The sequence below is a fragment of the Bifidobacterium sp. WK041_4_12 genome, assembly GCF_041080795.1.
GTDB lineage: Bacteria > Actinomycetota > Actinomycetes > Actinomycetales > Bifidobacteriaceae > Bombiscardovia > Bombiscardovia aquikefiricola.
Genome location: NZ_CP129674.1, coordinates 1,035,245 through 1,060,098, shown reverse-complemented (window position 1 = coordinate 1,060,098; position 24,854 = coordinate 1,035,245). Strand labels below are relative to the sequence as shown.

Genomic DNA, 24,854 nt, shown 5'->3' with positions numbered 1-24,854 from the left:
CGCCTATTCCCCGCGCCCATATGTGTATTCGTTTCGTCATATGAGCTTCTGCGTCTTCAGTACCTGACGCATGATATTCGCCGTTTCGCCAGGGGTATGGCCGACGCGAATGCCTACGCTTTCGAGTGTTTCCTTCTTGGCCTGAGCTGTTCCCTTGTGACCGGAGACAATTGCACCGGCATGCCCCATCTGTTTGCCTTCCGGGGCGGTGAAACCGGCAATGTATGCAACGATGGGTTTGCTCATATGCTCATGAGCCCACAGCGCAGCCTGCTGCTCAGCATCGCCGCCGATCTCTCCAATCAGTACGCAAGCCTTGGTACGTGCATCGTCGTTGAAAGTCTGCAGAGCTTCGAGCAGGGTCGTGCCAACGATGGGATCGCCGCCGATACCGATGCACGCGGTAAAGCCAATGTCGGAAAGCTCGCCCATAAGCTGGTATGTCAACGTTCCCGACTTGGAGATCAGCCCCAACGGTCCAGGCCCAACGATGCCGTCTGGAATGATACCCAGATTGGCGCCCTTCGACTGTGCCTCGTCAGGATCGGGCAGCGTCATCAGACCGGGGCAGTTGGGACCGATGATGCGAGCTCCTTTTTCGGCTGCCTTGGCTACGCAGTATGCGGTATCGAAGACTGGAACACCTTCGGTGATGACTACAATCAGTGAGATTCCAGCATCTATGGCCTCAAGCATCGCACTTTTGGCAAATCTAGGTGGAACGAAGATAACGCTTGCGCTCGCTCCGGTTGCGTTTTTGGCCGCGGCGCAATCGGCGTAGACAGGAACATCGACGCTGGATTCAGCATTCAGACGGAAGCTGACACTCATTCCAGCCTTGCGAGGATTGACTCCCCCGACAATATGCGTCCCCGCCTTCAGCATTCTTTCGGTATGGGTCATGCCCTGATGACCTGTCATGCCTTGCACTATGACGGGAGCACCATGTTCAACGAAGAGTGACATCACAGACCTTCCCTTCCAGCAAGAGATACCGTTGTCGACTGCTGAGCCGCCAGTCTGGCTGCCGTGGATGCAGCCTCCTCCATCGTCTTGGCCACATGAATTCGTGGATTGCCGGATAGAGAGAGTATCTGCAATCCTTCTGCCGCCTCGTTGCCATCGAACCGAACGACCACGGGCTTGGGTGAAACAATCTCGTTCAATGCGAGAATGATGCCCTCGGCAACCTGCTTGCAGGATGTGATGCCGCCATAGACGTTGACGAGAACCGAAACGACCTGTGGGTCTGAAAGCACGATGGAAAGGCTCTTGCTCATAACCTCCGCCGAAGCACCACCGCCTATATCAAGGAAGTTTGCAGGCTTCACATCGCTGTTCTGCTGTTCGCCCGCTCCTGACACGGCATCGAGCGAACTCATGACCAATCCCGCTCCGTTGCCTATGACGCCAACCTGACCATTGAGATGTACATAATGCAGGCCGTGCTCCTGCGCCTGCTGTTCAAATGGGTCAACGAGAATCGGATCGGCAAAACGCTTCCAGCCATCGTGTCTAAAAGCCGCATTGTCATCCAACGAGATTTTTGCATCCAGGGCGCTCAAGGACTTCGAGGATTCGTCGTCTGGATCGCCGATCTTGGCAAGTGGGTTGATCTCCACAAGCGTTGCATCGTTCTTGGTGAAGGTTCGCCACATCTTCAACAGAATCTCAGCAGCTTGATCAACATCGGCATGATAGAAGCCGATGGCTTTCGCCATGTCCGTTGCCGCCGTGATGTCAAAGTCCTCAAGGGCACTGATATGCAGACGCTTAACCGCTTCGGGGTGGTTTTTCGCAATGTCCTCGACCTCCGTGCCACCGTGTGCGGTTGCCAGCACGTCGAAATCGCGTGAGTCTCTGTCGAGCGATATGGAGACATAGTATTCGTGAAGGATGTTCTTTGCCTCTGCAACCAAGACACCACTGCACTTATGCCCATGGATGCTCATGGGAAGAATCTGCTCAGAGGTAAGGATTGCGCTGTCAAGATCCTCTGCCATCTTGATGCCGCCAGCCTGACCACGATGACCGATCTTGACTTGACCTTTGATCATGCAAGGGAAGCCAATTTCTTGTGCAGCACGAGCAACCTCATGAGAGTTCTGAGCGAATATGGCTTTGGGGACCGCAATCCCCTCTTCTTGGAGCAACTCTCGCGCCTGATATTCGTATAAGTCCATGAAAACCAATCCTCCGGTGAAGTTATGCAGGCATCGTCATCAGTGAACTGACGGCGTCCAATCCCAGCGCCTCACGTCCGTGAAGGCCATTCAACTCCATAACAAAGCTACACCCAACGACGATGCCGCCAGCCTGTTCGATCAGACGGCGTGCAGCACATGCAGACCCTCCCGTTGCAATCAAGTCGTCAACGAGCAGGATGCGTTCCCCCTTGTGGATGGCATCGCGCTCGATTTCGATGCTCGCAGAACCGTATTCAAGGGAATAATCCTCTGCAAGGGTGTCAGGAGGCAGCTTCCCAGCCTTGCGAACGGCAACAAAGCCTTTTCCTGTAAGCTCAGCCATTGCAGGTCCGATAAGAAATCCTCGTGCCTCCAATCCCGCAATGGTATCGAACTCGTCCGGTTGCACGGGTAGCGCCTTGATCAGCGCTTCATTGAGCAGATGGTTCGCTCGTGGGTCTGAGAGTACCGGCATGAAATCTCGGAAAAGAATACCCTGCTTCGGAAAATCCGGAATCGAGCGAATGAGAGAAACCACGTACTGCGCGTTCGCCTCACCAACCGTATTGAGCTCACCTATGGTGATGTCCGTGTTAGACATAAACTACTTCCTCGCGGTTAACCGCGTAAATATTCAGTTATTCTTGGACGTTGGTTCTGTGGACTGTGCGTCTGCCGCTGCATCGGGAATGCTGGCATCGGCCTGTGCCTCGACGGGAATCTGAGCATCGTCGACGGCAGTGGTATCAATCGTCCCATCTGCAGGCTGCGCAACGGTTCCATCCTCAACCTGAGGGAGAGGATTGCCGTTCTCGTCCACTTCATCGTCGTGGACGTATGCAGGTACGACTGGTGGCTCAGTTATGGCCTGAATGCGCCACTTTGACTGCGAACCCTCGGAATCGATAACTACCTGTTCCTTTTCAAGATCGACGGAAACGATGGTGCCGAGCAGACCTGAATAGGTCGAGACTTCCTTGCCTGGCTGCAAGGATTCACGAAAGTCCTTAGCCTTGCCCTGCTGCTGCTTGGCCTTGCGCGACTGCCACCACATCATTGCTGCCATCGCGACTACGAGGATAATGAGGAAAAGATACTGCATTGTGCCACTCCTTAAGTGTGCTGTATGTGAGCTTGGAAGTCAGGGCATCCAATACATCCAAATTAATGATATTAGAATAACTCTCTGACATTGCTGTCCGGTTGAAGACCCAGATGCCGCCATGCCTTATCCGTTGCGACACGGCCCTTTGGCGTTCGCATCATAAAGCCTTCACGAACCAAATATGGCTCGCATACGGTCTCTACCGTTTCAGATTCTTCACCAACCATGGCAGCCAGATTGTTGAGCCCAACCGGTCCACCATTGAAATTGGTGACAATCGCCTTCAAGACCGCGATATCAAGCCTGTCCAAACCCTCGGAATCAATCTGATACAGGGCAAGGGCTGCCTTGACGTCGTCAGCACCCGCAGTGTCAAGATCATGGACAATCGCCCAATCCCTGACTCTTCGCAACAGACGGTTCGCAATGCGAGGTGTTCCGCGCGAGCGCAGAGAGAGCTCTTCGGCCGCCCCATCACCGAGGCTGATGCGGAGCACGCCTGCGGAACGATCCACCAGTTTTTCCAATTCCTCGTGCGGGTAGAAATCCAGATGTGCGGTGAATCCGAAACGTGCGCGCAACGGTGATGGCAACATGCCTTCTCGCGTTGTGGCTCCGATAACCGTGAAGCGTGGGAGTGTCAAGGGAATCGAGGATGCTCCAGGCCCCTTGCCCACCATGACGTCCACGCGAAAATCTTCCATGGCAATGTAGAGCAGTTCCTCCGCGGCACGGGGCATGCGATGAATTTCATCGATGAACAGGACCTCGCCCGCTTCAAGCGAGCTCAGAATCGAAGCTAGATCGCCGGCATGCTGGATTGCCGGTCCCGAAGTGATGCGGATGGGAACCTCAAGCTCCTTGGCCACGATCATTGCCAGCGTGGTTTTGCCGAGTCCTGGAGGTCCTGCAAGCAGTATGTGGTCCGGTGCCACATCACGTTTTCTGGCGGCATTGAGGAAGAGACCGAGCTGCGCCTTGAGTCTGGGCTGTCCAATGAAGCCATCCAGGGTGGAAGGGCGTAATTCCTCGTCACTGAGGTTCTCGTCATCCAAGGGTGTCGCTGAAACAACCTTGAGTGAATCCTCGCGCGCTCCGACATTCGCTCGAGTGTCCTCTGTACTCGCTGGAACGCTTGCTGGAGTGCCCGCTGGTGTGTTCGATGTTTTCCTGGTCATGTCAGCGTCCTTTATCGAGGGAGGTCAATGCCATTCTCAAGATATTCGATATGTCCTGCTCTCCGATGGGTTCTTCGATATGCTCGCGCTCACAGACATTGCGCACAGCCTGACGAGCCTCTTTCTCCTGCCATCCGAGTGATATGAGCCCCTGCACCACCTGTTCAGATCCCGCGTCTCGATGCTCGGCCTGCTCCGAAGACGTTGCACTGGGCAGTTCCACCTTGCCGGATAGTTCGAGGATTATCTTCTGCGCGCCCTTCTTGCCCAGTCCCGGGGCGCGCGCCAGTGCGGCTGAATCGCCATCGGCTATGGCCTTGATCAATTGTTTGGGATTGAGCGTGGACAGAATGGAGAGGGCCACCTTGGGGCCAATGCCGCTTGCCTTCTGAAGCTGCAAGAACAGTTCCTTGGACCCCGATGCCGAAAAACCGAACAAGGTCACGGCATCCTGTGAGACGTTCATGACGGTATGCACGCTGCAGGATTGGTTTGCGCGCAATGTCGATAGATCGGACTTGGGCATGCGGATGTCAAAGCCTATGCCGTTGACATCCAACAGCATCGAATCTGACTCGACGGCCAACACATTACCTCGTAACATGCCAATCATAAGGTCAGTTCCTTCCCGCAAAGAGTTGACTGGATTGCTCGGTATCTAACTAGCTCGATATCTGTCTCAGTATCTATCTCAGTACCTATCCACACAGACGCAAGAAAATCGAACATCTGTTCGAAAGACTACATGCCGCCGCGGACTCCTCCACGTTTCGCTGCCCGCTGCGTCGCGATTGCCCACTCCCGTTGCGCTGTGGTCAGATGCTGCTCGCGCTCTCCACCTTGCAAAGCACCTTGCGGACGCAGGGCATGGCAGATGGCTATCGACAGTGCATCTGCAGCATCTGCGGGCGTCGGCAGAGCGTTGAGTCCCAGAACCGCAGCAACCATGCGTTCGACCTGGGGCTTATCGGCTTTCCCATTGCCCGAGATTGCAAGCTTTGCCTCGGTAGGGGTGTGTAACGCCACCGGAACGCCTCTCTGGGCTGCTGCAAGCATCGCCAAGCCTGCGGCCTGAGCGGTTCCCAGAACGGTATTTCTATTGGATTGGGCAAACACGCGTTCAATGGAAACCGCATCGGGTTTGAATCGATCCAGCTTGGCTGTAAGCCCATTGAAGATGGTCAACAATCGCAAATCCTGCGAAGTGTGCGGATCAGAACGAATCACATCGACATGAATAAAAGAAAGCCGGCGTCCTTTGCCGGCTTCGATGACGCCGACCCCGCAGCGTGTCAGCCCAGGGTCAACGCCGAAGATAATCACTGCTGACTACTCCTCATCCAGTGCCGCGAGAACCTCGTCCGAAGCGGTCCAGTTGCTATATACGTTCTGCACGTCGTCAAGATCATCCAGAGCATCTGTCATTCTGACGGCCTTGCGAGCAGCGTCCTCGTCCAGATCGATTTCCGTCTTGGGATTCAAGACCAGATCTGCGGAATCATAGTCGATGTTGGCCGCCTGCAATGCCTTGCGGACAGTGACCATATCGCTTGGATCGGTGACGACGGTGAAGCTGTCGCCGTTATCGGACACGTCCTCGGCACCGGCATCTGCCGCAGTTTCGAAAACGGTGTCGTAATCGGTGCCATCTCCAGGAACTTCGATCTGCCCCTTGCGCTCGAAGTTGAAGCTGACGGAACCGTTCTGCGCAAGCGACCCACCATTCTTGGTGAGTGTTGAACGCACTTCGGCTGCAGCTCGGTTTCGGTTATCCGTCAGACATTCGATGATGAGTCCGACTCCCCCAGGCGCATAGCCCTCGTAGACGATATCCTCATAGTTGGCAGCGCCAGCCTCTTCACCGGAACCACGCTTGACGGCTCTGGTGATGTTGTCTGCGGGAACTGACGACTTCTTGGCCTTGACGATGGCATCGTACAAAGTTGGATTGCCGTCAGGATCACCGCCGCCCGTGCGTGCTGCTATTTCAATGTTCTTGATGAGCTTGGCGAAGAGCTTGCCTCTTTTGGCGTCGATGGCAGCCTTTTTGTGCTTCGTGGTCGCCCACTTGGAATGCCCTGACATATTGCTCCTGACGATTCGATGGTATAAACGTAACGATTCTAGACATTCTCAGCGACATTTCATATCCTTGACGCTCTGCGCTGAGTGCTTGAGTGAAGCGGTCACTGAGCAAGAACGTCTGCATAGACCTTGAGTACCTGATCTGCAACGCTTGACCAGTCGTAATCGAAGGCGGCACAGATTCCTTCGGTGGACAGTTCGTGAGAGCGTGCGGCATCATCAAGAATGGTCTCCACCGCGTGGGCACAGTCCTCAAATTCGCCCGTGTGGAATAATGAAGCCGCCTTGCCATCCTTCGAAATGTCGACGAAGGCTTTCAGATCCGATGCCACGACGGGGCATCCTGCGGCCATGGCTTCGGCCAGAACGATGCCGAAGCTTTCACCTCCGAGCTGGGGTGCGACATAGACGCTGAGACTTCGATAGAACCGCGCCTTGTCTTCATCGGAGATTCTGCCCAGGAATTCGACGTGATCGATCATGTCGGGCGCTATTGCGGCAATGATCTTTCTACCTTCCGATTCACCGTCCCCTGCGCACAGGAAGCGGGCATGTGGATAGTGCTGCAGAATAAGGCTGCACGCCCTGACGAACACGTCGAATCCTTTGCGTTCCTCACCCATTCTGCCTAGGAAGCCAATGGTTGGATGGTCTTGATAGCCCAGCCAGTCTGGGTTGATCGTTGCCGAAGCAAAATACTGCACGTTGATGCCGTTGGGAATAATGTGCATAGGCGTCGAAGGCCGTAGATAGTGCCTTGCCGTATCCAGCGCCGAATCGCTCACGCAGATTGCCGCCCGCACATTCGCCAGATATGCGCGAAGATATGACTGGCTTATGCGCAATGCCAGCGGATAAGTGTCGAATGCCGCATGGAAGGTCGCTACATACGGGCACGGTTCAAAGCCCATGACCAAGGGCTTGTGACTGAGGCTGGGAACTTCCGGCTCGTGCAGATGGACTATATCGAAATGCCCTTGCCTGACCCATTTTCGGGCAAGCACGCCCGCCATGCCAAAATAACTCAGATGCGCAACGGAACCGTTGTAGGGAATGGAAAAGGAATTGCCGGTCGTCTGCACCCACAGTGGCATGTCGGTCGTCCGCCTACCCGGAGCGAGCACCTCGACGTCATGCCCGCGCGATATCAATTCCTGGGCGAAATCACGAATGTGGAATTGCACCCCTCCAGGCGTTTCAAAGGAATATGGTGAAATGATGCCAATGCGAAGCTTGCGGCCCTGCAATGGATCGCGATCGATATTCTCTTTCAATACCGCATCGTCCACCTGCCTGATTGCCATGCATTCCCCTTTGCTCATTGCATTACGAATTGAAAGCCGCATTACGAATTGAAAGCTTATGTCCCGTGGCGCTATTCATGAATCCTATCCGACCGAATCCTATGCGGCTACATCCTATGTGATGCTGCGCTCATTGCCTGAATGCTTTCAGGAACATCATGCATTCGCGACATATCGAGATCCTCAAGGAAAATCGGCTGCAGCATATGCCAATCTTCTGGATGTTCGGCGATTCCCTGCGCCCAGACATCAACCCAGCGTTGCGAAAGCGCATGTATCGCCTGACTTTCGGGCATGTTGGCAAATGGCTGGATGTCAATCGGAGCACTGATCTGGCATACATAGCCAAACCGCACTCCTGCCTTCTTCCTGCGAGCGCCACTGAGCATTTCGCGGTGCATGTTCACCACATACAGTGGCTTCTGTCGTTTCAACGCAATGACCGCAGGACCAGGAGCCACTCTGATAACCGAACCGAAAGCCTCTACAAATTCACCATGCCTGCCGAGATCGCGATCTGCAAGAAGGGGAACGATGCTGTGCGGTTCGTCCAGAACCGCCTCCAATCGTTCAGTGAGATTCTTCTCGCCCGTCAGAAGGATCGACATGCCCAGAGATTCGCGTATGTCCACGAAGGATTGCAGCAGTTGTTCATCGGACAGCCGTTCGGCGACAGTGGTTACCGGCGCTATGGCATCATGCGCCCAGAAACCTGCATAGTCCCAGTTGCCTTGATGCCCCATCGCAAGCAGGGCGGAACCTTTCATGCACTCCCGGCGTATCGGTGCAAAGCCTTCGCCCGTCCCACGAATTCTGGCATGGAGCTGTTCTGCGGTGCGAGCTCCTACGGTCATTGCCTCTGCGAAATAGGCAAAGTAGGAGCGCATGGCCAACAATGACAGACGCCGAATCTCGATGTGATCTGCCTTGCCGTCTCGGTGGAGCAGCACGCGCTTGAGATTCTTTTCGAGCTGAGCTGTGCCTCCAATATGGAAGAACCAGGCGAGAGAAGCAGCGAAGCTGAAAAGCAGACGCAGCAAAGATTCCGGGATATGAGACGCGTATCGAAATGTGAGATTGAGAGCTGTGTTGAGCATCTGTCCTCACCTATTCATGAGCAGGATTCATGGGTCGAGGTTTGCGGCTCATGTTTGTAGACACCACGTGAATACGTTGATAGACAGTCACGATTCCAAGCAGCGCCAACAGCAGCAGGAAGCATGACATGACCGCCACGGGTAGTCCTGCACCGGTCAAAGCCATGCCAACCAGTATGATGACCAGTCGATCGGAACGAGTGGCTATGCCATTCTTGGCTTCGAAACCTTCAGCCTCTGCGCGGGCACGAGCATATGAGGTCACGAATGAGGTCATGATCGAGAACAGCGCCGAACTGATGCCAAGCATCGCCCAGAATTGATGCGACCACAATGATGACATCGTGGTGGAAAGGCCACTGTTGCCGCCTTGCAGCAGCAGACGGAAGTAATAGATGATCACGCCAGTCAGCACTGCCCAATCAGCTATGCGATCGAGCGTCGAATCGAGAAATGCGCCGAATTGCGTACCACCACCGGTGAGCGCGGCGACGGAACCGTCCAAAGAGTCGAAAGCCACAAGAAGTGCCATCAGAGCGGCACCAGCAAGCAGCCAGCCAGTGATTCCCGTGATAATGGCGATGACGACCGTTCCAGCGGCACCGATCACGGTAACCGCATTCGCAGAAACCCCCGCCGCAACCAATGCTCTGGCAATGGGGGCGATAATACGCTTCCAAGGGCGTCGCAACTGTTCAAACATCCTATTCCTCCTGCGTATCTGTGGTCGCACGTCCCACATGCGTTCCCGGTGTCTGCGCCTTGTCTTCGGAATCTTCGGTGCTTGCCCCGTCAGCGCCTGCACCGTCTGCGCTTGCCCCGTGAGTGTTGGTGTCAGTGCTGTCGGCAATGCGTGACTTCAATCCTGCCTCGTCAGCCAGCTGTGCGAACACCGGCGCATACGCTGCTCTCTGGTTCGCGAGCAATATGGGCATCGTTCGGGTCTGCGCAACGATGGGCATGAAATTTGCATCCCCATTCCAGCGCGGAACGATGTGCTGATGAAGATGTGAGGCAATTCCCGCTCCCGCAACTTCACCCTGATTGATTCCCAGATTCCAACCATCGGGCTTGGAAACCTGCTTCATAACCCGCATCGCGACGGCAGCGGTCTTCTCAAATTCGAATAATTCATCATCGTGCAGATCGGTCAGCAGGCTCACATGGCGATACGGGCAGACCATCACATGCCCAACATTGTAAGGATACAGATTCATGATCACGAACACCGAGCTGCCACGCCAGACAATCAGACCATCCTCGTCGCTTCGTGTCGGAGCGATGCAGAAAGGGCACTCGTTGCTTTTCGGCGGTTCATGCTTGCCGTGGGACAGCACATACGACATTCGCTGCGGAGTCCACAAACGTTCAACCCCATCCTCCTGAGGTGGAAAATCGCTGGGACTTTCCACCTCAGGCCCTGGATTGGACCGCGATTGCGATTGCTCGCTGCGATCATTGTCTGCAACCATAAGGGTGCTCACTACTCTGCAATCTTCGTTGCGTCTATCTGTGCTGCATCGTTCTGTGCTGCGTCTTTCTGTGCTGCATCCGAAATGTTCGACGATGCAGAATCCACAGCCTTCGCCAGGCTTCTTGTAAAGTCATCGGCTGTGTTCACCTGTGCACGGGACGCGATGATTCGCTCAATGTCGGCTATCGCATCCTCTACGGGAATGCCGTTGAGCTGGCTTCCATCCCTGAATCTGAAGCTCACGGCATCGTTGTTCGCATCCTCTCCACCGGCTATGAGAATGAAAGGCACCTTCGACTTCGAAGCGTTACGAATCTTCTTGCCAAAGCGATCATCGGAGCGGTCCACCTCGCAGCGAACGAGCTTGTCGCTCAGACGGTCGACGATCTGCTGCACATAGCCGTCGAATTCCTCGGCGACTGGTATGGCTTCGACCTGAACAGGCGCAAGCCATGCAGGGAAAGCGCCAGCATAGTGCTCAAGCAGAATGGCGAAGAACCGCTCGATGGAGCCGAACAATGCACGGTGAATCATCACAGGACGTTGATGGGTTCCATCCGCAGCAACATATTCAAGCTTGAATCGTTCTGGAAGGTTGAAGTCAAGCTGAATCGTGGAGACCTGCCAGGTCCTTCCGATAGCGTCGCGCGCCTGAACCGAAATCTTCGGCCCATAGAATGCTGCGCCGCCCGGATCGTCAACCAGTTCGAGGCCTGAATCCTTGGCCACGTCGGCCAAGGTTGCGGTTGCCTCTTCCCACACTTCGTCCGAACCCACGAACTTGTGCGGATCCTTGGTGGAAAGCTCCAGATAGAAGTCATTCAGGCCGAAGTCCTTCAGCAGACCCAGCACGAAGTTCAGCAGACTCTTCAGCTCGTCCTTCATCTGATCTCGCGTGCAATAAATATGGGAATCATCCTGAGTCAAGCCGCGAACACGGGTAAGGCCATGAACCACGCCAGACTTTTCGTAACGATAGACGGTGCCGAATTCAAAGAGACGGAGCGGCAGCTCACGATATGAGCGCTGGCGTGACTTGAAGATCAGGTTATGCATCGGGCAGTTCATGGGCTTCAGATAATAGTCGAAGCCCTGCTTGGTCACATTGCCGTCGGCATCCTTCTCTTCATCCAGATGCATCGGCGGGTACATGCCATCCTTGTACCACTGCAAATGGCCGGAAATCTCATAGAGATGCCCTTTGGTGATATGCGGTGTCTGCACGAATGAATAATGATGCTTGCGATGCTGTTCACGCGAGTAGTCCTCCATCGCGTTGATGACGGCGGCACCCTTGGGGTGGAACACAGGCAAACCAGGTCCGATTTCATCGGGGAAGGAGAACAGATCCATCTCTGCGCCAAGCTTGCGATGGTCGCGCTTGGCTGCCTCTTCCATGCGATTCATATAGGCCTTGAGCTCGTCCTTGCTCGGCCAGGCAGTGCCGTAGATGCGTTGCAGCATCGGATTCTTTGCATCACCACGCCAGTAAGCCGCTGCCGTACGCAGCAACTTGAAGGACTTGATGAAACGTGTGTTCGGCAGATGAGGCCCCTTGCACAGGTCTTTCCATACCACCTTGCCATCGCGGTCAACATTGTCATACATGCTCAGTTCGCCGGTGGAAACTTCCGTGGCGATGTCGCTGTCGATTTCAGCTTCCTTGACGCCGATAAGCTCAAGTTTGTAAGGTTGATTGTGCTCTTCCTCACGAGCCTCTTCCTCGGTGACGACGCGACGCTCAAAACGTTGCGACGACTTGATGATGCGGTGCATTTCCTTGTCAATGGCCTTCAAATCGTCTGGAGTGAAAGGCTTGTCGACATCGAAGTCGTAATAGAATCCGTCATCGATGACGGGGCCTATCCCCAGCTTCGCGTCAGGACGAATGATCTGAACTGCCTGAGCCATCACATGCGTGCAGGAGTGACGCATGATGGCGATGCCATCGACACTGTCAAGTGCAACGGATTCAACGCTGTCACCATTGTGCAAGGGTGTATACAAATCCTTGAGCTCGCCGTTGATTCTTACCGCGATGATGTTCTTGTCATCCGCAAAGAGATCAGTGCCGGACTGAGTGCTGTCCACCTCCTTCGCTTCGTCGTTGAGTGATATGGAGATGGTCGACTGTGCCATGATGCCGTCCTTGCTATCGTGGGCCCGCGTTACAGGGTGCAGGCCTGGACTGTGTGTGCACACCCATACCCGGGTGTGCGATATTTGACAAACGACACCATATGAGGTGACGGAGACAAGAACATGGCATTCGATCAAATCGTTCCGACTCCATATGCCCAGGCAGTCTGAGGAATATCACGGCTGCATGCGCATATCAGTTGCATGAGTGGAAAACGCATACCTTGTGCCGATACGTATTGCTGAACACGTGTCAATGTTAGTCAATTGATGAGTCAATTGACTCATCAACGATGAACAATCCACAGGGGATCGTTGAGATACTTTTTGGCGACCTCAACCGTTCCTGATAACTGTGTTGTTACAAATTCAGTTGGCAATGCCTGCGTCCCGCGCGTCTGTGACCACCCCAATATCTGCAACCGCCGGAGCATGGATAGTGCTGTTGCAGCGGCAATGTCGTCTGAGTCCAGGTGTCGCACACTCTCGTATCCCTTCAGCCATTCGCGAGCCAGCCGTGTGGCATCTTTGGTGTGTTCAAGCATTGACAGGGACGATGCAAAATCAAACATGAACCATCCATATCCGCAATCATCAAAATCTATGACCGTGTAGGAATCATCGGTATACATCACGTTTGATAGGCGCAAATCTGCGTGTATCAGCCCCCAACGATCACGGGACCTTGGGTATTCGGCGAGTATATCCAAGGCATGGCGCTGAGCCAGCGCTAACAGCTGCGCAGTGGCACTGTTCATAGGCCAGCACGACCAGTCACCCCAGCGAGCGCGAGGTCCTATCATGTCTGGGATGTCCCAACTGAAGCGCTGGAACCACTCAGGTGGTTTCCAACTTCTCGCATATTCATGCAATTGTGCGCTTATGGAACCGAGGGCGAAGAAACTGTTCAGGGGCTGACGATCAATGTCAAGAATTTCACCTTGGATCCAACGGGTACAGACACAGAACCAGACATGGTGACTGTCATCAGCGACGGTTGCCACAAGAGATCCGTCACGTTTAGGCACTGGCTGAATGACTTTGATGCCAGAGCACTGATCAAGCTCCTGAACCCATAGCATTTCAGACTCTATGCTGGAGGCTCCAGAAACATATCCGGGGCGGGACACTCGTATTACGAAGCGTTCGTCGTTGGCATCACGAAGCATGTATGTGGCATTTTCAGAAACGGACAGCAAAGCCATGGTCGTTTGCCTGCGAGAAAATCCCCATTGTGCGCATACCGCCTCAAACAACCAAGTGCCACGTTCACATAGTGATGTCAGAGCTGTTGCTTGTAAGGCGGCATACCCAGACCCTGTGCTGTCACTTGGTGATGTGCTGTCACATGGTGCTGTGTTGTCACATGGTGCTGTGCTGTCAGAAGGATTCTCACCACTCAACATATGCTCCGTATGGGAAGTCATTGGCAGCGGCCCTGATGGAGTGCGATGTCAAGGTTTGTGCAGAACATATCAGCGTGTTCCTGCGAGAACACGAGAGGCGGTCGAATTTTCAGAATATTGTCATATCTGCCTATCCGACTGTGCAGCACTTTCAAGGATTTCATGCCTTCGACTATATCGGCAGCATATTTCCCCAGCGCCTCCCCTTCATATGACAGCTCGATGCCGATATATAATCCACTTCCGCGGATGCTATGGATTTCATCATGGTGTGTGCGCAAACTTTCCAGCCTGTGCTTGAGGTATGCGCCCACCACCGCAGCATTGCCCATGAGTGTCTTGTCTTCCATTTCGTCCAACACCGCCATGGCCGCAGAACATGATGCCGGGGTGGTTGCAAAGGTATTGAAATATTGGTTTTCTGCAGCAAAATGATTGATGATCTCGCCTTCGGCGATAACAGCGCCGATAGGTAACCCGTTGCCCATGGGTTTGCCCAGAGTGACGATGTCAGGGAGTCTGTGGAAATGTTGGAAACCCCACATGTGCAATCCTGTTCTTCCAAAACCTGACTGCACCTCATCGGCAATATACATGCCGCCAGCCTTATGCACTCTGTCCACAAGTCCGCTGATGAACTCCTGTCCCGGAGTTGGCATGCCTTCTGTGGAAAATATGGGATCGATGATAACCGCTGCAACACCATATCCCTCACTTTGCAAGGATGCTATGGCTTGATCGACTGATTCCAATGCGTGTGCCGTGAGATCACGCTGATCCTTCGCTTCGACACATGTGCCGAGATCGGGAATGGTGATTGCTCGAACATGGCTGCCGAGGGTCTCATGCACGGTGAGACCGGTGGTCATTTCAGCCAGTGCTGTGGTGTTGCCATGGTATGAGAAGTCGGATACTATGATTCCTCGGTTTCCCGTTTTCTGACGTGCGATTCGTAGGGCGAGCTCATTGGCTTCCGACCCTGAATTCACGAAGAACATGCGATCAAGCTGTTTGGGAAACAATGCCAGCAGGCGCTCTGCATAGTCGATTGGCATTCTCGTAATATATCTGCTATTCACATTTACCGAGGACAGTGCCTGTGACACTGCAAGGCGTACACGTTCGTTGCTGTGCCCCACATGAGGTACATTGTTGTACGCGTCGAGATAACGATCTCCCTTGGCATCATGCATCCATACGCCTTCAGCGCTGACTATTTCCAGTGGCTCACGATAGAACAGTGGCGAATATGCCCCCAACGTTGCAATTCTTCTTCTGATGATTGAAGAACTCCCCCTGAGCCTTGTGCGGAACTCCAGCTGAAGGTATATCCGTTGGTTCATGGTTTTCGTTGTGACTATGCATCGGCAATGACATCTCTTTCTTTACTGTGCGATGAAGACTACATATGATGACATGCGCTGCGATGATGCGCTCTGCATTACTGCAAAGGTGTCATGTCAAGCACAAAGCGGTAGCGCACATCAGACTTGGCGAGCCGTTCGTATGCGGCATTCAATCCCTCAGGCGTTGCCTTCACGACTTCTATTTCGGGTCGGACATCGTTCGCTGCACAATAATCGATGGAACGCTGGTTCGCTGCGATGCCGCCGATAAGCGATCCAGCAACTGTGCGGTTGTTCCAGAACAGTGATGGAGGCGAGAATGACAGATTCGCATCCCCAAGTCCCAGAGGCACATACACCCCGTTGACATCAAGAAGTGACAAATACCATTCAAGATCGTTCACGCCAGCGGTAGTGTTCAGAATCATGCCAAACGAAGCGAGCAGAGAGTCATCTGCATGCATCTCCTCGATACTCAGATAGCGGTCGGCACCGAATCTGAGTGCATCCTCGCGTTTAGCTGCATTTCTACCGATGACCGTCACCCGAGCGCCGAGGCTATGAGCCAGCTGAACGCCAATATGTCCGATACCACCCATTCCTATCAGGGCCACGTTTGAACCTTGCCCTATCTGCCAACGTTCAAGCGGCGAAAACAGCGTTACGCCTGCACATAGGAGTGGGGCAGCATCGAATGAGTCGAGGGCATCAGGAATCGCTATCACGTACCGTGCCTTAACGGTCATCGAAGCACTATAGCCACCGTAGGTGATTTCACCGTCGTAATCGCGAGCGTTATACGTTGAAACCTGACCTTTGCGACAGAACTGCTCATACCCTTGTTGACAGGCTCGACATGCTCCACAGCTGTCCACGAAGCAACCGACACCCACACGCTGGCCTAAGAAGAAGTCATCAGGAACGTCTGCGCCCATTTCTTCTATGACGCCCACTATTTCATGCCCGGGAACCATAGGGAATATCGTGTCAGGCCAATCACCGTGGGCTTGATGGAGATCCGAATGACATATGCCGCAGCATGCTATCCGTATCCTCACATCGTCACTGCCAACATCACGCCTATCGATGCTTCCCTGCTTGAATTGCTCTCCGGGTGCCTGAACGATCAAAGATTTCGATGCATATGGCATGCTTGCTCCTACTCACCGTATGTTGGGAAAAAGTTGCTGGGAATGAGTTGTTATGAGTTGTTATGAGTTGTTATGAGTTGTTGGGAAAAACTCGCCTACCGCTGGTAGACAGCTTCACCTGCGATATATGTGGCAGTTGTTGTAATGTTTCTGATCTCGTCAGTTGGGCAGGTATAAGGATTGGGAGCAATTTGGAAGTCCGCCGATTTGCCGACGCTGATGGAACCGGTGCGTTGCTCAAGGCCCGTGGCTCGGGCAACATTGATGGTGAACGCAGCAATGGCTTCATCCAAGGTGATCGCCTGATCCGCTCGATACACTGCCCCGGGATAATTTCCATGAGGATTGCTTCGCGTGACCAAACCATGAATGCCAAACCATGCGCTCGGGTCGGGAGAGCATGGCCAGTCCGAACCTCCTGCCAGAAGAATGCCAGCATCAATCTGATCTCGAAACAGGCAGGCACTGTTCCTGATATCTTCCCGCATGTTCCCAAAGGCACCTTCCTGGAATGAGCTGGGATACCATAATTGCGGGCTGATGTCCAAAGTCACTGCATGGTCACGCATACGTTGATAATCAGATTGTTGAATGAATTCACCGTGGGCAATATGGACCGGCACTCGAATGCCCTGCTGCTCGGCAAGCTCCACGGCATCAAGAACACGAGTCACCGAAGCATCGCCGGTGCAGTGAATGGTCACGCCCATGTGCTCTTGGCTCAGTAATGCCATCCATGAGACCAGTTCATCGGCAGAGAAATTAGCGCTGCCGTGCCAAGCCTCACCAAAGTTTTCGTCAGGCAGATAGGCTTCATGAACAAATGCGGTGTGCGATGTTGGTATGCCATCCTCAAAAATTTTGGAGAAGGTGGTATACAGTCTTGTGCCCTGATAATTTTTGGAACGATGAATCAGTTCTTCTCCGATGGGAGTGAAACCGAAAATTTTGTCATTGATTGACGCCGATGTCACTACCCACGAATTGAGCCTATGCTCAGCGTCAAGGGCATGGAGTGCCTCCATCATGTTCTCACCAGTGCCACAGTCCTGAACTAGTGTGAAGCCTCGCTCGTTCATGCTGGCTATGGCTGCCTCCAACGAAGTGGCAACCTCGTCGGGGTATCGCTTGGTTGTGCGCTCCATGGTTTCCTCTGCCCATCTTGAGGCGGATTCAACAAGCATGCCTGTTGCACGACCCTGCGCATCCACAATCACCTCAGGTGAATATTCGGATGCATTATCAGGATTGATGCCCATCAATCGCAGAGCGCTGGTATTCACATACCGGTTATGTGCGGACTCGTCTCGCAGCAGCATGGGGATTCCCCTGCTGGCTTTATCAAATTGTGCGAGCATGTCAGGATTGTTCAACACATCCATCTCCAGCATGCTCCACCACCCGCCCTCTATCCAACGTTGCGGATCAGCCGTTGCTGCATACTGTTCCACCGCGGCAAGAATCTGCTGCGTGTTCCAGTCGAGTTGAATTTCCAGTTCATGCGTTATCCGATGTCCAGCAAGCAGCAGATGCAGATGCACGTCACCAAATCCAGGCAGAACCGTCTGCCCTGACGGAATCGTGAGCACCCTTGTATTGATGTCTTCCAGCGAGGTCAAGCCGTCTGCATCATGACTCGTTGCTGTGATTATGCCATCGATGACTGCAAATGCGCGAATATGCGGCTGTTGTTCATCCATGGTGTGAATCGACGCAGATTCATCTTCGGAAGACATTCTGACGATCAATTGTGCAGCGTTGTTCATTCTTTCATCTCCTGTTCGGCCGAGCGATGCCAGCTTGGTTGATATCTGGTTGACGTATGTCTCTCTTACACTTCCGTTGCCTGTGGGCGGTCCGTGTGCAAGGGATAGGACCTGCCCTGGGTCTGCTGGAGTGCATTCTGTGTCGGTGCCACTATGCTTTGCGAAGTGTCGGGAACTGTTGCAGGATCATGCGAATCCGATGGTGAAGGGACATTCTTTGCGGATGTCATGTCCTTCCACGCTGAGGTCACGATGCGATGGATTGATTTGTCAAGCATCACCGCAACAACAAGGACCGCGCCGGTGAAAACGGTTTTCAGGTAGGCGGAAACCCCCAGAATTATCAGACCATTCTGCAGGACTCCCACAAACAGCAGTCCTGCGAGCACGCCGCTGATTCGTCCGGTACCACCTTCGAAGGCGACACCTCCAAGCAGCACGACGGTAAGCGCAGATAGTTCAAGCCCTGAACCCACGCTCGGAGCGGCAGCGCCCAACTTTGCGGTGAGGAGAATGCCAGTAAGCCCAGCGAACATGCCTGCGCATGCCAAAACCAGCATTTGTGTGCGGCGAACACTAATGCCCATCAGGTAGGACGCTCTACGATTACCGCCTATGGCAAGAATTTCCTTACCCTTAGCCATGCGATTCAGCAAGTACCAGGAACCCACAATCATGGCCGCAAGTATAAGAATTTGAACGGGAACACCAAGCACTTTTCTCGATCCGAACAGAAGAAATGGCGTGGGAAGCTGCGTCACTGTTTTGCCGTTGGTGAAGAACATCGCCAAACCACCCCAGACACTCAGAAAACCGAGTGTGACAACAAAAGTGTTCAAACGCATGTATGCGACCAGAAAACCATTGATCAGGCCGGCGACAAGACCGAATGCCAGGGCCGCAAGAATGCCGAGGCCGATGCTTGATGTTCTGACCATAACCGTGCCGCCCAGAACGGCAGCCAACGAGGCGACCGAACCAACTGACATGTCGGCGCATCCCATCATCACCACGAAGGCAATGGGGAATGAGATTACTCCGAGTTCTGCAATCTGTTGCAGAATGGTCATAAGGTTTCCGACGGACAGAAATCTGGGATTGATGGCACCAAAAATAAGTGCCACGACAATCATCGCCAAAAAAATGCCGTTTTGTGCGAGGAGTATTTTCACTTTCCCCATATTGCTGTGCTTCATTGGTGCTCCATTTCTTCACTGCGCTGCACGGATGCGGATTGCGATAAGGTGAGAAGCCCCTGAAGAAGGTGCTCTTCGTTAAGATCACTATCGGAATATTGCAATGCTGAACCGCCAACCACCACATATGCCCTATCGCACATGCTGACTATTTCGTCTGCCTCAGAGCTGGCAACGATAATGCACGTGCCCTGTTTGGCTTTGTTCCTGACAGCACGAACGATGTCCTGCTTGGCTCCAATGTCAACGCCCTGGGTTGGCTGCGAAAGCACGAGCAATCGTGATTGCGCAGGGAACATCCACCGCGCCAGCAAGTGTTTCTGACGATTGCCGCCGCTGAATTGAGAGATGGGTGTATTGCCATCAGGGCCTATCACGGACAGTTCCTTGCGGCAACGCTCGTACAGGTCGTTGCCAAAGTTTGGGCCAATATGCCACCGACCTCCAATATGGTGATACCAAGGCAACAGAATATTGGTGCTTGCAGCAACGTCGCCTATCAATCCTTCGACATCCCTGTCCATCGGGACATAAAACACGCCACGTTTCATCGCCTTGCGTGGATCTGAAACACGGTAGTTACTGCCTGCCAGAGTTATTCGAGATATCACATCCCGAGCATCGGCAGACAGTCCGAACAATTCAGCAGCGATGTCAAACTGACTTCCCGAAGCCATGCCGTATAACCCGACAACCTCAGCTTCCGAAGCCTTTACGCTGCTTTGGCTTAATTGCACATCAAGCATGGCTTTGCCCGATGACGCGCTCGCTGTTTTGGTCTCTTTCTTCAACCCTGGTGCGAGCGCATTTGAAAGATCCGCCAATGACAGCCCTTCCGAAGGCGCATCCATTATCAATCTCCCTGCATTGAGAACGATTATCCGCTCGCAGATATCGAGAATGTCGGGCAGCCTATGTGACACGTACAGCACGCTTGTTCCCCGAGCGGCGAACTTGCGTATCAGACCATGCAATTCCTCAGTTTGCGAAGGTCCCAATGCGGCTGTTGGCTCGTCGAGGAGCAGAACTCGAATATCCGCGGACATCGTGCTGCGCGCAAGATCAACCATCTGACGTTGACCAAGCGTCAGCGTGCTGACCGGTGAATCTATATCCACCTCTACGCCCAAATCATGCAAAGCCTTGGCCGCCAGCTGGCGTTTGCGAGAGCTTCGTGTACCGAGCGAAAAGCGCCGGCCAAGACACATGTTGGCAAATATGCTGAGGGAAGGGATCAGGGAGGGTTCCTGGTGAATAACCGCGACACCCAGTTCCGCGAGATTTTTTGGGGTGGAACCGGGTGGTATGTCCTCGCTATCAATCCGGAAATGCCCTGAAGTCCAGGTTATGGCTCCGCTGGCAAGATTGAGGATTGTGGACTTGCCTGCGCCGTTGTGACCAAGCAAGCCGACAATCTGTCCAGGCTGGATGTCCATGCTGACATGATCGATTGCCCTGTTGATGCCAAAATCAACAACTACATTCTCAAGTTGAAATCGTCCTATCATGCGTCCAGACCTCTGTGGCATGATGCCGCCTCCTTGCTCTTTCCTGCGTTCCAGCGGAAGAATCTCGTCGAACTCTACAGATATTTATCCACGTTGCTGGCATCAACCTTCGTGACACTTACCTCGGCTTTACTGACTTTCTTGCCCTCAGCAGCATCTATGAGCATGGTGGACATGGCATCACCGATGGTGTCGGGGGTAAAGCAGTATGCTTCACGAATCATGCTGGTACCGGTTTTGATGAGCTGATACCCCTCTTGGGTTGCATCGGTGGCAATGTCTGAGAATTCACTTTCCTGCAACCCTGCATCCAAGGTGGCTTGTCTTGCGCCGAGTGCCATATCACCGGAGATGCTGACCCAAGCCCGAATTTCAGGGTGTGCGACGAGGGCGCTTTGGGCGTTATTGTAGGCATCCTCACGGCTTTGGGCTTCAAGCTCATACACGTCGATATCCAGTCCCGACGCTTTAAGCGAGTCGATGATGCCTTCCTGCTGTAGTTTGCCAAGATCTTCGGTCGTATCAGCGAGAACGCCGACACCGATTTTCTTATCTGGATACGTCTCCTTGATCCAAGCCACAGTGCCGTCTCCGGCTTGTTTTCCAGCGCCTTTGAGATCAAGTGCCAAATATTGTGTAGTGCCTTCCCACGGTACTGAATAGCCAAGCACGGGTATTCCAGCTGCCTTGGCTTGCGCAGTTACAGAGACGAAGGAATCCACCTGTGCCGGGAAACCGAATATAGCCTTGACATCACCGCGTGATATCCATGACTGCCAGTCGGCGACCTGCGTCTGTATATCCCATTCGGGATTATCTGATAGGAATTCGTAGCCTTGAGCGGTCACATTCTTTTTGATGACATCAGTCGTGTCATTCCATATGGTGACTTCCCGACTGGGGAAGCTCACAGCCACAGCTCCCTTGGAGGAGCTTGACCCTCCCGAGGAGGATTCGCCGTTGGAACAGGCAGCCAGGGGAATCAGTAGCATCGTTGCAGCCACTATGGATAGCGCCTTGCGCATTGTTGAGATCTTCATAATTTTCCTCTCTTTTGTGTTGTCTGACTTCAGGTACTGGATGGGATTACGGCCAAGCAGCCGACTCTGGGATGATGTGAGGAACGGCAGTTATGTGAATGCTGGTTCATGAGCGAAATCCCAATGCTCCGACATCGACCGCGCTGGCTCCACCATCGACCGGAATGATGGCACCGTTTATGAATGATGCCTGAGACGACAGGAGAAATGACACAAGAGGAGATATTTCATCCGCCCGTGCAGGCCTTTGCAAAGGAACGTAAGCACATGCAATCCGATATGCTTCGTCAAGATCAATCCCATGACGCTGCATGAGCAGTTCCATGGAACGGTCTGCCATGTCTGTTCGCACCCAGCAGGGGCATACGGCATTGGCCCTGACACCTTTACTGCCGAATTCAACCGCGAGCGATTGAATCAACATGCTCAAACCAGCTTTTGAAGCTGCATAGGCACTCATGTACGACGATGCTCGCAGAGCTGCAAGAGATGAGACCGCGACAATGGATCCCTGAGACTTGGCAAGTAGAGGTAATGCCTGACGGCATAGATCGGCATTACCGACAATATTTGTCTGCACCGTTGTGCTCCACCGTTCGTGAGACAGCGAATTGAAAGGACCGGCGAATGACGCGCTGGCGGATAGTACTAAACCGTCAAGCCTGCCAAATCGTGCGGCAACTGTGTTGATGAGCTCCTCACACTGCTGGGGACTCTCAATGTCGCATGTGACAGCGGTGGCACCGATTTCGTTTGATACATGTTCAAGAGCCTGCGCCCTCCGTCCAGCGATGACAACTTCCCATTGGTGTGCTGCAAGGTGACGTGCGCACTCCTGTCCGATACCGCTCCCCCCGCCGGTGATTATGACGACAGGACGAACATTGTGCTCATAATGATCTGGTGAATCAGCGGCTGCGTCATGCATGACATGATCCTTTCGACTTGAATCTGGCACTAGTACGAATTGATTGAAGTGAGATGGCCCTTCGCGCCGAAGGTGAAATGGATGTATCCTTCCTTGCGGTCGTCTGGACCGAACAGCATCCCCCAAGATCTGATATTGCTTACATCCCTGTGATCCGCAACGGTGACGCTTGCACATGGGATTACCTTCTCCCGCCAAGCAAATACGTAGATGCCTTTGCGAATCTCGTAATACGTGCACAGATCCGTATCTGCCTGTCCTCGTTCAGGACCGGAGATGCAGTGCCATGTGTACCATTCGGAATTAATGTACACATGTTCGTAAGTGTGGCTTTCGCTGTATTCCCAACGCACGCGACGTCCAATCAGAGCATTGGTTGGATGCGGTAGGGGTCCACGCTCGCCTTCATGCTCCACAATGATGGAGGGTATGAAGCTCTGGGACACTCCGGTGTGTCCTGGTTCGGACCCTTGTGGCGTTCTACCTGCACAGTTCAAAACCGACAGACATGTGCCTGCACGAAGATCAAAGATGATTGCAACGGCTTCGTCTGGAATGTCACGGTGATGTACTTGTACATAGAGCAGTCCATCATCGACCATAAACGCCTCATATGCGTCCACTCCTGACTGCTGGCCATCTTGGATGTCCCATTCCAAAAGCCCATTGCGAAATACATGCCGTATGGTAGTCCCCGCATCATTCCGGGTGGTGAGTGTGGTGCCATCCACATGGTCAGTCGGAACGCTTGTCGCCTTATTTTCGTTGAAGCCTGGCTCAAGTCCACTTAACGGTAGCCATGTGGCACTGTCCTGTGTGTTGACCGTCATGCGATGCTCCTTCGTTTCCAGTGTTCGGACGAGAGCACTCGTAATAGTGACCACGTGCTCATTAATACAACGGTATGCCAGGAACACTTGCAATAGTGCTGGCATGCGGCCTCAAAAGAGTGGTTTTACAGAGAAGTAACTAGCCATTTACATCGTCGATGTGCAATCACAACATACGGATGTGGCGGTGTATAGCGGCGGTATATAGTGACGGTTTATAACAGCATGAACGTTGCAGTTCGATATTGTCTTGACGCTGCGGATATCAATATCGTTAGGCGGAATATGCGCCAACCCCTGAGTGACGAACGTAGCCTAATTTATTGAGATGGAAGCGTACTCTTTCGGGGCGGTAGCATTCACTGCCAATTTCGAAAACGCGTGAATGAGTGTTCAACGACAGTCGGGTCACGCGCATAATCATATCGTTCGCATGAAGAGCCAACAATGATGCAATGGCACTATTTGCAGTGACTGTTTCCAGAGATTCCTGGCTGGAGTGGGGTGGCATATGAAACACGTCACTGAACAGTGCTGCCATCGAATCGAGGTTCATGTGAATGATGTTGGGAAATAAGGCAACTGGCACCACTGAAGTTTCAGCGCATACCGGCTGGGTGTCGATTCGTCGCAATCGAGTAATGCAATATACGCGATCATCCTGGCCTTGCTGCATACCAAACGTTCTGCGTTCGTAAGGCTCTGCATTGCGCATTCGCTTATTGATCACTTGAGTCGTAAGGTTGAACGACTGCTTTCGCGCTATCTCACGCATCGAATCTATGGAGTTCAGGTTACGTTCCAGACGGTTGTCTGCAACGACCACTCCCCCTTTGCGTCCGATAATACGTTTGACCTGATGCTGTGTTTCCATAGTCTCAAGTGCACAACGCAATTCGCTGCGAGTGACACCGAACCGCTCTGCAAGTTCACGTTCCGTCCCCAACCGTTCATCAGGTCTGAACTGTTCGTCGATAATGTACGCGCTGATGCGTTGAACCAGCAAACAACTCTTTCCCATTGCTTCACCTCCTCCGTCGCATTGATGCCGATTATGCGCAGTAAGTTTTTCATCCATATTGCATATGGAATAACACGCAGCGAATAACCAATAA

At 53.3% G+C, this 24,854-nt stretch carries 21 protein-coding genes and 2 pseudogenes; all 23 read right to left on the bottom strand.

All coding sequences use genetic code 11. From position 1 onward, the window contains the following. Positions 1–36 precede the first annotated feature (36 nt). The 23 genes and pseudogenes from sucD to QN215_RS04445 all read right to left on the bottom strand — a co-directional run bounded on the left by sucD (position 37) and on the right by QN215_RS04445 (position 24,817). The gene (gene sucD / locus QN215_RS04555; RefSeq protein WP_369344909.1) at positions 37–966 is read right to left on the bottom strand and encodes a succinate--CoA ligase subunit alpha; all 930 of its coding nucleotides are present in this window, start codon (positions 964–966) and stop codon (positions 37–39) included. Beyond that, the gene (gene sucC / locus QN215_RS04550) at positions 966–2,183 is read right to left on the bottom strand and encodes an ADP-forming succinate--CoA ligase subunit beta (protein ID WP_369344908.1); all 1,218 of its coding nucleotides are present in this window, start codon (positions 2,181–2,183) and stop codon (positions 966–968) included. Before sucC ends, sucD begins: the two co-directional genes overlap by 1 nt. Positions 2,184–2,205: 22 nt before the next feature. Then, on the bottom strand, positions 2,206–2,787 hold the full coding sequence (locus QN215_RS04545; protein ID WP_369344907.1) for an adenine phosphoribosyltransferase: 582 nt from the start codon (positions 2,785–2,787) through the stop codon (positions 2,206–2,208). 33 nt (positions 2,788–2,820) lie between these two features. Further along, entirely contained in the window at positions 2,821–3,288 is a 468-nt protein-coding gene (yajC, locus tag QN215_RS04540; protein ID WP_369344906.1) for a preprotein translocase subunit YajC, read from the bottom strand. A gap of 71 nt (positions 3,289–3,359) precedes the next feature. Then, complete coding sequence (gene ruvB, locus QN215_RS04535) at positions 3,360–4,469, bottom strand: Holliday junction branch migration DNA helicase RuvB (RefSeq protein WP_369344905.1); 1,110 nt, start codon at positions 4,467–4,469, stop codon at positions 3,360–3,362. 1 nt (position 4,470) lies between these two features. Beyond that, the gene (gene ruvA, locus QN215_RS04530) at positions 4,471–5,082 is read right to left on the bottom strand and encodes a Holliday junction branch migration protein RuvA (protein WP_369344904.1); all 612 of its coding nucleotides are present in this window, start codon (positions 5,080–5,082) and stop codon (positions 4,471–4,473) included. A gap of 128 nt (positions 5,083–5,210) precedes the next feature. Beyond that, entirely contained in the window at positions 5,211–5,792 is a 582-nt protein-coding gene (ruvC, locus tag QN215_RS04525) for a crossover junction endodeoxyribonuclease RuvC (protein ID WP_369344903.1), read from the bottom strand. Positions 5,793–5,798: 6 nt separating this feature from the next. Next, positions 5,799–6,554: a YebC/PmpR family DNA-binding transcriptional regulator gene (locus QN215_RS04520; RefSeq protein ID WP_369344902.1), complete on the bottom strand. Its 756-nt coding sequence runs from the start codon at positions 6,552–6,554 to the stop codon at positions 5,799–5,801. A 101-nt stretch (positions 6,555–6,655) separates the two neighbouring features. After that, entirely contained in the window at positions 6,656–7,858 is a 1,203-nt protein-coding gene (locus QN215_RS04515; protein WP_369344901.1) for a glycosyltransferase family 4 protein, read from the bottom strand. 107 nt (positions 7,859–7,965) lie between these two features. After that, entirely contained in the window at positions 7,966–8,955 is a 990-nt protein-coding gene (locus QN215_RS04510; RefSeq protein ID WP_369344900.1) for a phosphatidylinositol mannoside acyltransferase, read from the bottom strand. 10 nt (positions 8,956–8,965) lie between these two features. Further along, positions 8,966–9,658 (bottom strand): phosphatidylinositol phosphate synthase, encoded by a 693-nt coding sequence (gene pgsA, locus QN215_RS04505; RefSeq protein WP_369344899.1) that lies wholly within the window; start codon positions 9,656–9,658, stop codon positions 8,966–8,968. A 166-nt stretch (positions 9,659–9,824) separates the two neighbouring features. Then, a pseudogene (locus QN215_RS04500) lies at positions 9,825–10,427 on the bottom strand (HIT family protein); the annotation flags it as partial. A gap of 122 nt (positions 10,428–10,549) precedes the next feature. Beyond that, positions 10,550–12,568: pseudogene (thrS, locus tag QN215_RS04495) on the bottom strand (threonine--tRNA ligase); the annotation flags it as partial. Between the two features lie 287 nt (positions 12,569–12,855). Next, positions 12,856–13,773 (bottom strand): phosphotransferase enzyme family protein, encoded by a 918-nt coding sequence (locus QN215_RS04490; protein WP_369344898.1) that lies wholly within the window; start codon positions 13,771–13,773, stop codon positions 12,856–12,858. Between the two features lie 218 nt (positions 13,774–13,991). Next, complete coding sequence (locus tag QN215_RS04485) at positions 13,992–15,317, bottom strand: aspartate aminotransferase family protein (protein ID WP_369344897.1); 1,326 nt, start codon at positions 15,315–15,317, stop codon at positions 13,992–13,994. 98 nt (positions 15,318–15,415) lie between these two features. After that, positions 15,416–16,471 (bottom strand): NAD(P)-dependent alcohol dehydrogenase, encoded by a 1,056-nt coding sequence (locus QN215_RS04480; protein WP_369344896.1) that lies wholly within the window; start codon positions 16,469–16,471, stop codon positions 15,416–15,418. A gap of 95 nt (positions 16,472–16,566) precedes the next feature. Then, the gene (locus tag QN215_RS04475) at positions 16,567–18,171 is read right to left on the bottom strand and encodes an amidohydrolase (RefSeq protein ID WP_369344895.1); all 1,605 of its coding nucleotides are present in this window, start codon (positions 18,169–18,171) and stop codon (positions 16,567–16,569) included. Positions 18,172–18,302: 131 nt separating this feature from the next. After that, positions 18,303–19,433 carry an ABC transporter permease gene (locus tag QN215_RS04470; protein WP_369344894.1) on the bottom strand — a complete coding sequence of 377 codons (1,131 nt, stop codon included), beginning with the start codon at positions 19,431–19,433 and terminating at the stop codon, positions 18,303–18,305. After that, positions 19,430–20,962, bottom strand: coding sequence for an ATP-binding cassette domain-containing protein (locus tag QN215_RS04465; protein ID WP_369344893.1), 1,533 nt, complete (start codon positions 20,960–20,962; stop codon positions 19,430–19,432). The genes QN215_RS04470 and QN215_RS04465 overlap by 4 nt, the downstream gene beginning before the upstream one ends. A gap of 53 nt (positions 20,963–21,015) precedes the next feature. Further along, a complete protein-coding gene (locus QN215_RS04460) occupies positions 21,016–21,981 on the bottom strand; it encodes a sugar ABC transporter substrate-binding protein (protein WP_369344892.1) in 966 nt (321 codons plus the stop codon). Between the two features lie 106 nt (positions 21,982–22,087). Next, positions 22,088–22,909: an SDR family NAD(P)-dependent oxidoreductase gene (locus QN215_RS04455; protein ID WP_369344891.1), complete on the bottom strand. Its 822-nt coding sequence runs from the start codon at positions 22,907–22,909 to the stop codon at positions 22,088–22,090. 29 nt (positions 22,910–22,938) lie between these two features. Further along, positions 22,939–23,739, bottom strand: coding sequence for a MoaF C-terminal domain-containing protein (locus tag QN215_RS04450; RefSeq protein WP_369344890.1), 801 nt, complete (start codon positions 23,737–23,739; stop codon positions 22,939–22,941). Between the two features lie 274 nt (positions 23,740–24,013). Further along, positions 24,014–24,817 carry a GntR family transcriptional regulator gene (locus QN215_RS04445; RefSeq protein WP_369344889.1) on the bottom strand — a complete coding sequence of 268 codons (804 nt, stop codon included), beginning with the start codon at positions 24,815–24,817 and terminating at the stop codon, positions 24,014–24,016. Positions 24,818–24,854: the final 37 nt, after the last annotated feature.

Excerpts from the sequence above, each read along its gene's own strand:
- QN215_RS04470 (WP_369344894.1), bottom strand. The coding sequence starts at position 19,433 with ATGAAGCACAGCAATATGGGGAAAGTGAAAATACTCCTCGCACAAAAC.
- QN215_RS04490 (WP_369344898.1), bottom strand. The coding sequence starts at position 13,773 with ATGGCTTTGCTGTCCGTTTCTGAAAATGCCACATACATGCTTCGTGAT.
- ruvA (WP_369344904.1), bottom strand. The coding sequence starts at position 5,082 with ATGATTGGCATGTTACGAGGTAATGTGTTGGCCGTCGAGTCAGATTCG.
- QN215_RS04460 (WP_369344892.1), bottom strand. The coding sequence starts at position 21,981 with ATGAAGATCTCAACAATGCGCAAGGCGCTATCCATAGTGGCTGCAACG.
- yajC (WP_369344906.1), bottom strand. The coding sequence starts at position 3,288 with ATGCAGTATCTTTTCCTCATTATCCTCGTAGTCGCGATGGCAGCAATG.
- QN215_RS04510 (WP_369344900.1), bottom strand. The coding sequence starts at position 8,955 with ATGCTCAACACAGCTCTCAATCTCACATTTCGATACGCGTCTCATATC.
- QN215_RS04545 (WP_369344907.1), bottom strand. The coding sequence starts at position 2,787 with ATGTCTAACACGGACATCACCATAGGTGAGCTCAATACGGTTGGTGAG.
- QN215_RS04450 (WP_369344890.1), bottom strand. The coding sequence starts at position 23,739 with ATGACGGTCAACACACAGGACAGTGCCACATGGCTACCGTTAAGTGGA.
- QN215_RS04485 (WP_369344897.1), bottom strand. The coding sequence starts at position 15,317 with ATGAACCAACGGATATACCTTCAGCTGGAGTTCCGCACAAGGCTCAGG.
- sucD (WP_369344909.1), bottom strand. The coding sequence starts at position 966 with ATGTCACTCTTCGTTGAACATGGTGCTCCCGTCATAGTGCAAGGCATG.
- QN215_RS04475 (WP_369344895.1), bottom strand. The coding sequence starts at position 18,171 with ATGGATGAACAACAGCCGCATATTCGCGCATTTGCAGTCATCGATGGC.
- QN215_RS04520 (WP_369344902.1), bottom strand. The coding sequence starts at position 6,554 with ATGTCAGGGCATTCCAAGTGGGCGACCACGAAGCACAAAAAGGCTGCC.
- sucC (WP_369344908.1), bottom strand. The coding sequence starts at position 2,183 with ATGGACTTATACGAATATCAGGCGCGAGAGTTGCTCCAAGAAGAGGGG.
- ruvB (WP_369344905.1), bottom strand. The coding sequence starts at position 4,469 with ATGACCAGGAAAACATCGAACACACCAGCGGGCACTCCAGCAAGCGTT.
- QN215_RS04480 (WP_369344896.1), bottom strand. The coding sequence starts at position 16,471 with ATGCCATATGCATCGAAATCTTTGATCGTTCAGGCACCCGGAGAGCAA.
- QN215_RS04445 (WP_369344889.1), bottom strand. The coding sequence starts at position 24,817 with ATGGATGAAAAACTTACTGCGCATAATCGGCATCAATGCGACGGAGGA.
- pgsA (WP_369344899.1), bottom strand. The coding sequence starts at position 9,658 with ATGTTTGAACAGTTGCGACGCCCTTGGAAGCGTATTATCGCCCCCATT.
- QN215_RS04515 (WP_369344901.1), bottom strand. The coding sequence starts at position 7,858 with ATGGCAATCAGGCAGGTGGACGATGCGGTATTGAAAGAGAATATCGAT.
- QN215_RS04465 (WP_369344893.1), bottom strand. The coding sequence starts at position 20,962 with ATGCCACAGAGGTCTGGACGCATGATAGGACGATTTCAACTTGAGAAT.
- QN215_RS04455 (WP_369344891.1), bottom strand. The coding sequence starts at position 22,909 with ATGCATGACGCAGCCGCTGATTCACCAGATCATTATGAGCACAATGTT.